Source organism: Pseudomonas avellanae BPIC 631, assembly GCF_000444135.1.
Lineage (GTDB): Bacteria > Pseudomonadota > Gammaproteobacteria > Pseudomonadales > Pseudomonadaceae > Aquipseudomonas > Aquipseudomonas avellanae.
On the sequence record NZ_ATDK01000255.1, the window covers coordinates 1 to 8,271 of the forward strand.

Sequence of the window (8,271 nt, forward strand, 5' to 3'; positions counted from 1 at the left end):
TCCGCGTCACCCACCGCACCTGCCGCTTCACGCGCTTTTTTAAGCGTTCGGTTCATGTCGCCGACCACCTGCGCGGTTTTGTGTCCGCGAGGGATCACCAACACCAGATTGTCGCCCGTGGGCAGGCGAGTTGATGAGGGCGGTGGTGGGGCGATGTCGCCGAAGGGGGTTCCGTCGGCCCGCAGGTATTGGCCGTAGCGTGTTTTTGGCAATGACTCCCGGCCGGGCAGGTCTTCCAGGCCGAATACGTAGTGTTGCGGCGTGACCTGATTGCGCCGGATCAGGAAGGCCGCACCGAAATGCTCGGGCATCATGCTGCGCAGTTGTTGCACGCCCCCGCCCTGGCGGTTGACGTTGATCTTGTGGGCGTTGGCGCCGAGGCGTTCCTGCATCTGGGCCAGCCGGTCGTTTGCCGAGCGGACGTTGGCAGGGGCGCTGTTTACGTTGCCTTTTGCGGAGGCGAGTGCCTGGCTGGCTTTGTCGACTGCATTGGCAGCGCCATCCGAGGCGCTCTGCAGGTTTTCAAAGATCCCGACCAGCGCCGCCGTCGTGGCCTTGCCGTTGTTGATGAGAAAGAAGTTCTGCAGGCTGTCGCCCGCCAGCAGGTTGGCGAGGGTGGTGGCATCCAGCGTGACCTGATTGATGGGGTCAGGTGCCGGCTGGGTTTCGAAACGGGCCAGTTCGGTGGCGCGAAAACGGCCGTCGCCTTTGTTTTCGTCATCTGTATCCGGCACCACATAAGGCGCGCAAGCGGTCTGTAGATCGCACTCGGGCCAGAGCATGAGGTGCAGAGGCGAGGTGTCATCGCTGACGATCTGGTTCAAAAACTTCTGCCCAAGGCTCACGGCCTGATCCCACAGCCCAACACCCGTGACCGCATCCACCATGTCGCCTCCGGGGGCCAGCGGATCGACGTTGGACGGCAGCAGCGCGAGAGTCGCCAGCGTCCGGCTCAACTCATACATCGCTGCCACGTAGTCGAACCCCTCAAGGCTCAGGTGATCCGCCAGCATTTGCTCCGTGGCGCTCTGTTTCAGGCTGGCGACCAGCGCGTCCTGAGCACTGAGCATGTGCCGCCAGACCACCGCGCGCTGGACCGTGGCCGTGCATTGATTGATAGCTTGTCTGCCCGGCTCATGCAGCTTGGCCATCGCCGCGTGCAGCGGGTTTTCCTGACCGCGAATACTGCGTGGCACCACCAGTTGTTGCACCAGTAACGCGCTGGCATGGTGTGGGTGAAGAACAGCATGTCGGGCGCACAGCGCGAACAGTTGCTGGCAGGTATCAACCCGTTGCCGCAAATGGCGCAGTCGATAACAGGCATCGTCCAGCAGCACGCCGCAGACTTGCCGCTGACGGGCTTTGTCCAGCACATCGACGACACTGGCCTGCGCTTCCCAGAGCACGCCCGCATCTACGGGTTCGGCATCACCCTCGACCGGTAAACCGGTGAGCAGCGCGTCAGCCATCGCGGTCAACTCCAGGTGCCTGACATCCTGCACAGCAATGCCTCTGGCAGCCTCGGCCAGAAATGCCTTGGCCTGCCTGAAAGACTCGACCGGATACTGCCCCGACAGGTCACACAGATACCGCGCCGGATGATCAAGCAGCCTTTCAAAACCGGGCTGGCGGACGCGCTGCGGTGCAGCCAGGCTGATCGGAAACACGTTGTACTGCAGATTCAGCCGGGTCGCCTTGATCGGGGCGATGAGTGCCTGGGCGACAGGGTTTTTGGCATCAAAGCCGGAAAACGCATCAAGCATCGCGGTGCCATCGGGCTTGCCCTTGTACAGGTCCGTGAAGCGCTTTTTTGATCCGCTCAAGTCAGGGCTGTTGCAGCGCTGATCTCTGGACGCAGCGTCTTTTTCCAGGCGCTCAAGGCGTGCCGCGCTGAGCTGTATTTCCGAGAAACACAGTTGCAGTGTCTGTACAGGCCGATTGTTCCAGAGTGCCGGCAGCCAGATGTCTTCAAGCGCCACGCCAGTGGCTTTACGCTCGCCGGCTATAAATCCATCTTGCTGGCGATACCGGGCCACGTCGATGTCGTGATACGTGTTGCCGGTTTCGCTGACCTGAATCTCCAGCTCGCGCCACAGCTTCTGCTGATAAAACACATACACGTAACCTGCGCGAGCCAGAACCGGTGTGCCCATGTCATCCACCGTTTTCGAACCGGGCAATGCCACGAACGGCAACACCGGAACGATCTGGTTGAACTGCGCGTCGGCCTGTCGCGGCGTGACTTTCGTGTCGCTGAGCAACGGCAGGCGAATCGGCTCGCCTTCAAGGGTCGCGATCTGCAGATGAAGGTGCGTGCCCTCGATGTGATCCCAGACCTTCAGAGTGCTGCTGAACAGCTCCCTTTCCAGCACTTCCGATTTGAGTGGATGGATACGGGTTCCATCAGAACCGAGCAGCAAAACCTGCTGCTGGTCCGAATGCTTCTTGCCCACGATCTGGACGATCAGTTTGTCCATTTCGCAGGAAGGGCCATCGCTCAGTCTGCCGGTGGTCATTGTGCGAATTCCTTGTTCTGGCGTCGCAACGCGTCTTCTTGCCGCTGGTTTAAACCGAACGTCACTTGAGGTTGTGGCGGTTGCCAATCGGGTGCGTGTGGATTGCGAACGTCGAACCAGCGCTGCTTGCCTTGTGCAAGGTCCACCCAAGTGCCGCCGTACCAGCCAAGCCTGGAAATAGGGCCTAACCACTGGGCACTGGATTGAGGGGGCTCTGCCGTAAAGAAGTAGCTGGCGGTGACAGGGTGCGAATAGCGCAGCACGCCTCGGCGCTGCCCCTCGAACCTGACAAACAAAATGTGCCTGAGATGGGCGAGCACAACGTCGGCGGGCGAGACGCTTTCGATGATCAGGCCGGGCCAGGCGTCGGGTGCGTCATGAATGGCTTCCAGCATAGGGCTGGCCGCCTCCAGCCAGAGTGGGCTTTGCTCCCGGTAGGCGGCCAGTTCGGTCTTGTCGAACAGTGCTGTTGGCGCTGGGTCGGGCAGCAGCTTGTAAAGGTGTTCCAGTAACCGGTCGGTTCGTTCCAGCAGTACGTGAACGCTCATCGCTGGCCACCCGACAGCAAGGCTTTGCGACAGCCGCAATCGGCAAGTGGGCAGTCCGCAGGCTTTCCGCCCTTGGGTTTCTGACAAAGCTCCACTATCGGTCCAGGCCCGCTCAGGCGCTGCATCAGCAACTCTCCCGGTCCGTCGTTACTGGCCTGTTTCATCAGCCCCGGCAATAGAGGCGCTGCCTTCGTGCCTGTTGCCGGCTGGCCACCCGAATTGAGCCTTGTCAGCGGGCCTGCCACGGTCACACCGCTGGCGTCGATCTTTATAAAAGAGCCGCCGACGTTGATGGTGATCTCCATTCCCGACTCGATCACTATTTTATTCCCGGCGCTCAGGTGAATTTCCTTTCCGGCCTCTACCAGCAAGCCATCACCCAGCCGAATATGCCGAGTCCCACCCACGGTCAGATGATCGTCCGCTCTTACTTCTGTCAGCCGGTCAGCCTCGACAGTACGGTGTTCCTGAGCCTTGAACTCGCTGTAACTGTTGGCTTCGACCCGGTCGTGACGCTCATGGCCGACGTAGATGCGCTGGTCGTGCTCGACGTTCTGATCCCAGTCGCGTTGAGCATGAACATAGATCTGCTCCTGCCCGGCCCGGTCCTCGATGCGCAATTCATTGGAGCCCCCACCGCCTGGGCTGCTGAGGGTCTTGAACACGCTGCGCGTCTGGTGCGCGGGCAGTTCATAGGGCGGAACGTGCTCGGCGTGGTACAGGCAGCCGCTGATCAACGGCCGGTCAGGGTCGCCGTCAAGAAAAGTCACCAGCACTTCCATGCCGATTCGTGGGATGACCATGCCGCCATAACCATTGCCCGCCCAACTCGACGACACCCGCAGCCAGCAGCTGCTTTGACCTGAACGGTCCCAATGAAACCGCACCATGACCCGCCCGTGCTCGTCGCAGTGAATTTCCTTACCCTCCGGGCCGGCGACCACGGGGGTCTGGCTGCTGGATATTCGTGGCTTGGGGTGACGCAAGGGCGGGCGAAAGATTGCTTTCCAGGGCGTAGCCAAGAACGTATTGCGGTAGCCCTGATGAAAGTTGTCAGGGCTCTGGATCTCGTGCACGGACTCTTCAAGCACTTGCGGTTGACGGCCTTCATGGCGAACTTCAGTCAGCAGCCACAACTCGTTCCAGTCGTCGTTGGGATGTTCGCTCAGGGTCAGAAAATGGCCGCTGACCAGTCGCGGCTGATCGCTGTGCCCTTCGCCCAGCAAGTAGTCATGGCGATGACGTTCAAGTGCCCGCTGCGCCAGATGAGTGCCACGGTCCCGGTGCGTGAACCGCCCCGGATAATCGTAGTCTTCAAGCCCTGTGCTGTTGTTGCCAGCCGCCGCTCCCTCCATGGTCAGAAACGGCTTCACGAAATGGTAATCACGGCGAGCGGTGCTCTCGGGGCGAGTCTCCAGTCGGAGTTTGAAGCGCGTGATCACCGGCTCTTCGGCCAGCAGGGCGGTGTTCTGTTTATAGATCACAGTCCCCAGCTTCGGGAACACAGTCTGGTCGTCGCCGAACACCATTTGATGCGCCATCGGGCTGTGCTCGAAGTGATAGTGCAGACCTTCCTCTTCGCACAGACGCTGAATGAAGTGCAGATCAGATTCGTCGTACTGCACGCAGTATTCACGTTCGGCGTAAGGCGTAACCGTATGGAAGCGAAAGGCATTGGCCAGCAGGCCGTGGTCCTTGAACACCTGCTCGATGATCTGCGGCACCGTCAGGCTCTGAAAGATGCGCTGATTGGTGCGATGAGCAAGCCGGGCCAGATGCGGGCGTAGCATGATCGAATAATGGGTCAGACGTCGCCCGGAGTCGCCTTGGGCAATCCGGTCGATCAAGCCGTGAATACCCCCGCCCTCGTGCGCGAATTGCAGATAGGCTGGGCGATTCAGCAAACTCTCCAGATCCAGAGACGGGCGCTCGCTGACCAGCTCCAGCGTAAAGCAGAAAGGTTGGCTGATCGCTTCGTGGCCGGTGAACGACAAGACCTGAAAGTCGTGATCGATACCGTCGAGGATCAGACTGAAACGAGCCTGGTGGGCCGATGCAAGCATGCCGAAATCCCTCCGCAGAAACGGGCCGTGTGCCCGTTGAATGACGTGAGAGATAACAAGAAAGGTGCCAAGTGTTGTTTATCTATGTAGATCAACGGCTTGGGAGTTACGGGGGGCGTACGAGTGATCTTTCAGACGAAAAACCACTAAGAACCTGCGCAAGATTCTGCGTCCGTTTACGTAAGGCTGCGCAACGCTTCAAAGCGCCATAAAGCGAGGCCTGCAAGCGCTCAAGCGATCTGTAGCGAGCACAAATTGCGCAACCTGTTGCGCATCACTCTCCAAACAGCAACGTCGCTGCCTCTCCCCACAAAAAACCTTGTTCAACTCCATCGACGACCTTCGAGATTTTCTCGGGGCTTTACTTAGCTGGCCGTGGGCAAGACAAGAATGCTTCGACGTTGAAGGAAACCGATACCAGGGCGCTCAAATCGTAGCTTAGGTGGTGAGCCTGCCAGGTCTTGGTAACAGCACCATTTCCGCCCTGAACATTTTCTCGGCTCATAGCCCAGTGTGTAAACAGTCTGAAACTGAGAAGAGTGTCGTTTGTCGGATTGTGGATGAGTAAAAAGCCATCAGTCGATTCTATATTGACATCATGGGTGCGCGTCACCGACACTCAGAAGACGATCAACACATCGATAAGGATATCCCAAAATGAAAAAGCGCTCCTTTCTGGTTCCTTTAGCCACCCTGGCCACAGCCATAGCTACAGAACAGGCTTCTGCCCTAACTACTTACGACGTTGTCGAGCCCCACTCGGAAGCGAAGAATACATTTCAAGCTGAGGCTCAAAGCGAGAACCTCTCGGTTCGGGGTGGCAATGATCTGTTCGCTTTTGTTCTCAAACGAGGGGATCAAGGGCAGATGATGGCTTACCACAGCTCCCATAGTTCCCATTCTTCGCACAGTTCTACTCGGGTCGATAATGGATTTTTCTCATCAGCTCGTTTTTGACGAGCGACTTTATGATGCGCAGATTTTGCAGAAAGCTGCTTATCGATCAATTAATGCCCTGACGGTTGATATCACACCCGATGAGGGACAGTTAATCTGTGCTTTGTCTTCGAATATCGGCGTGGACGAGCCGACCTTTCTTTCTGCCATCCAAGACTTCAAGAAGGATGTGCTCGACTATCAGCTGCGCCACCAATTGGCAGTTGAGACACAGGCGGTCAAGAACCTGATCCTCGGACTGGCCTTTTCAAAAACTGGGCTTATTAGTGAGTAAATTCCAAAAGCTGGAGTTCTACACGCAGCAACGTATATACGAGTTGCTACCCTTTAAGTTTGATCGCCTGAATGACGATGAGTATGTCATTACCAATATGGCAGGCGAATTTCATGTGATACCGGTGCCAATGCTGGAATCGATCATTAGCAAGACGCTTCCGCTCTCATCAGAGCTGATCCCTACGCTTCGGTCCAAGCAGTTCATTCGCTTCACCAATGAGCAAGCACCACTTCAGCTCTTGGCACTCAAGATTCGCACGCGATTGTCCAGGCTGGCCGAGTTCACCAATTTGCATATCTTTGTAGTGACTCTTCGGTGTGACCATCGCTGTCCATATTGCCAAGTTTCAAGGCAGTCGGAGAGCAAAGGTGAATTCGACATGACCACAGCGATGGCAGACAAGTCGTTGGATTTCGTTTTTAGGTCTCCCAATCCAGCCATCAAAATTGAATTTCAGGGTGGTGAGCCGCTGCTGAACTTCGAGATGGTGATGTACATTGTTCTAGAGGCCAAAAAACGCAACGTCAAGGAAGGACGTGACCTACAGTTCGTCATTGCGACCACGCTTTCGTTACTGACCGATGACGTGCTCGAATTCTGTAAACAGCACAAAATCGTGCTTTCATCTTCGCTCGACGTGCCAATGGATTTGCATAATGCAAATCGCCCACGACCAGGTCGAGATAGTCATCAGCGCTTCGAGGAAGGTTTGAAGAAAGCTCGTGCAGCCCTCGGCTATGACCAAGTGTCAGCCCTGATGACAACCACAGATAAGAGCCTTCCACGAGCACGTGACATCATTGATGAATACTTGCGCTTGGGCTTTGATGGCATCTTCCTCCGCACGCTCTCCCCTTACGGCTTTGCGATAAAGACTAAGAAATTCATGTCGTATGACACTGAGCGCTGGCTGGAATTTTATAAGGAAGGTCTTGAGTACGTCATTGAGCTAAACAAGTCTGGCATACGATTTGTAGAACAGTATTCTTCGCTCGTACTAACAAAAATGCTGACATCAGGAGACCCAGGGTTTGTTGATTTGATGAACCCTGCCGGTACTGGTATCGCAGCCATCGTTTTCAACTATGACGGATCGGTCTACGCTTCAGATGAAAGCCGTATGCTTGCTGAAATGGGTGATCATACGTTCCGTCTAGGCAACATTCTTGAACATTCATATGAGGAGATCATCCTCTCTGATCAGCTTCTGGATGCACTGGAAAACTCTTTCACCTTAAGCGCTCCAATGTGCTCTGACTGTGCATTTGAACCTTACTGTGGCGCTGAGCCCGTCTACCATCACGCCATTCACAAGGACGTTGTAGCAAGAAAGCCTGAGTCCTCTTTCTGCAAGCGAAATATGGCTATTTTCAAACATCTCATTGAGCTGATGGGAAGTGATGAGCAAACAAAGCGGATTTTTATGGGGTGGGCCAACCGATGCTGAGACTCGGCGGAAAGATTATCCGGATCCATGCGGTTGATCTTAATAAGAACCTCACTCTGCTCAAAGTATCGACCAGCCGAAATCTGCCCGATGTCTTGCGGCGGGAAATGGCCTACTTGGTTTCCGATCAGCAGATCCCTCGAGGGTTTGCGCAATATCTTCTGTTTGAGAAACATCGGCAGTTTGTTGAGATACTGCCTTCCGATTCTGATTACTCGATACTACCAGATGATTACAGCTACATCGATGATGGCGACATTATACGGCTTTCGTCCGATCGTCAGAGCATTAGCGTACTGTTTCGAGCATCGTCGCTGCACAATAGCATCTTGGTCACCGAGCAGTGTAATCATTACTGGGCGGCGGCAAAAACTGAGCGCAACACCTGACCAATCCGGTACGGTGAACCTATGTCATATCATGAACTCAGCATTGAAGAACGCATCACGATCCAGTTTGGCCA

The 8,271-nt window shown here is 56.0% G+C and carries 7 protein-coding genes; 4 read left to right on the top strand and 3 right to left on the bottom strand.

Features of this window, described 5'->3' with window-relative positions; genetic code table 11:
• From DW49_RS0114640 to DW49_RS0114650, 3 genes are all read right to left on the bottom strand, one after another.
• On the bottom strand, positions 1-2,516 hold a 2,516-nt coding region (locus DW49_RS0114640; protein ID WP_024421302.1), incomplete at its 3' end, for a toxin VasX.
• The gene (locus DW49_RS0114645; RefSeq protein ID WP_024421303.1) at positions 2,513-3,064 is read right to left on the bottom strand and encodes a DUF4123 domain-containing protein; all 552 of its coding nucleotides are present in this window, start codon (positions 3,062-3,064) and stop codon (positions 2,513-2,515) included. The genes DW49_RS0114640 and DW49_RS0114645, both read right to left, overlap by 4 nt.
• A complete protein-coding gene (locus DW49_RS0114650) occupies positions 3,061-5,127 on the bottom strand; it encodes a type VI secretion system Vgr family protein (RefSeq protein ID WP_024421016.1) in 2,067 nt (688 codons plus the stop codon). The genes DW49_RS0114645 and DW49_RS0114650 overlap by 4 nt, the downstream gene beginning before the upstream one ends.
• Before the next feature lie 657 nt (positions 5,128-5,784).
• Between DW49_RS0114650 and hxsA2 the strand changes: the two genes are divergently transcribed.
• The 4 genes from hxsA2 to DW49_RS0114665 are packed head-to-tail and all read left to right on the top strand — an operon-like array spanning position 5,785 to position 8,197.
• On the top strand, positions 5,785-6,084 hold the full coding sequence (gene hxsA2, locus DW49_RS1000000130215) for a His-Xaa-Ser repeat protein HxsA2 (RefSeq protein ID WP_081591516.1): 300 nt from the start codon (positions 5,785-5,787) through the stop codon (positions 6,082-6,084).
• On the top strand, positions 6,056-6,358 hold the full coding sequence (gene hxsD / locus DW49_RS0114655; RefSeq protein WP_005617637.1) for a His-Xaa-Ser system protein HxsD: 303 nt from the start codon (positions 6,056-6,058) through the stop codon (positions 6,356-6,358). The genes hxsA2 and hxsD overlap by 29 nt, the downstream gene beginning before the upstream one ends.
• Positions 6,351-7,808: a His-Xaa-Ser system radical SAM maturase HxsB gene (gene hxsB, locus DW49_RS0114660; protein ID WP_005617639.1), complete on the top strand. Its 1,458-nt coding sequence runs from the start codon at positions 6,351-6,353 to the stop codon at positions 7,806-7,808. Before hxsD ends, hxsB begins: the two co-directional genes overlap by 8 nt.
• Positions 7,802-8,197, top strand: coding sequence for a hypothetical protein (locus tag DW49_RS0114665; RefSeq protein ID WP_024421304.1), 396 nt, complete (start codon positions 7,802-7,804; stop codon positions 8,195-8,197). Before hxsB ends, DW49_RS0114665 begins: the two co-directional genes overlap by 7 nt.
• Positions 8,198-8,271 lie beyond the last annotated feature (74 nt).

Coding starts and splice junctions, on each gene's coding strand:
- DW49_RS0114645 (WP_024421303.1), bottom strand. CDS start 3,064: ATGAGCGTTCACGTACTGCTGGAACGAACCGACCGGTTACTGGAACAC.
- DW49_RS0114650 (WP_024421016.1), bottom strand. CDS start 5,127: ATGCTTGCATCGGCCCACCAGGCTCGTTTCAGTCTGATCCTCGACGGT.
- hxsA2 (WP_081591516.1), top strand. CDS start 5,785: ATGAAAAAGCGCTCCTTTCTGGTTCCTTTAGCCACCCTGGCCACAGCC.
- hxsD (WP_005617637.1), top strand. CDS start 6,056: ATGGATTTTTCTCATCAGCTCGTTTTTGACGAGCGACTTTATGATGCG.
- DW49_RS0114665 (WP_024421304.1), top strand. CDS start 7,802: ATGCTGAGACTCGGCGGAAAGATTATCCGGATCCATGCGGTTGATCTT.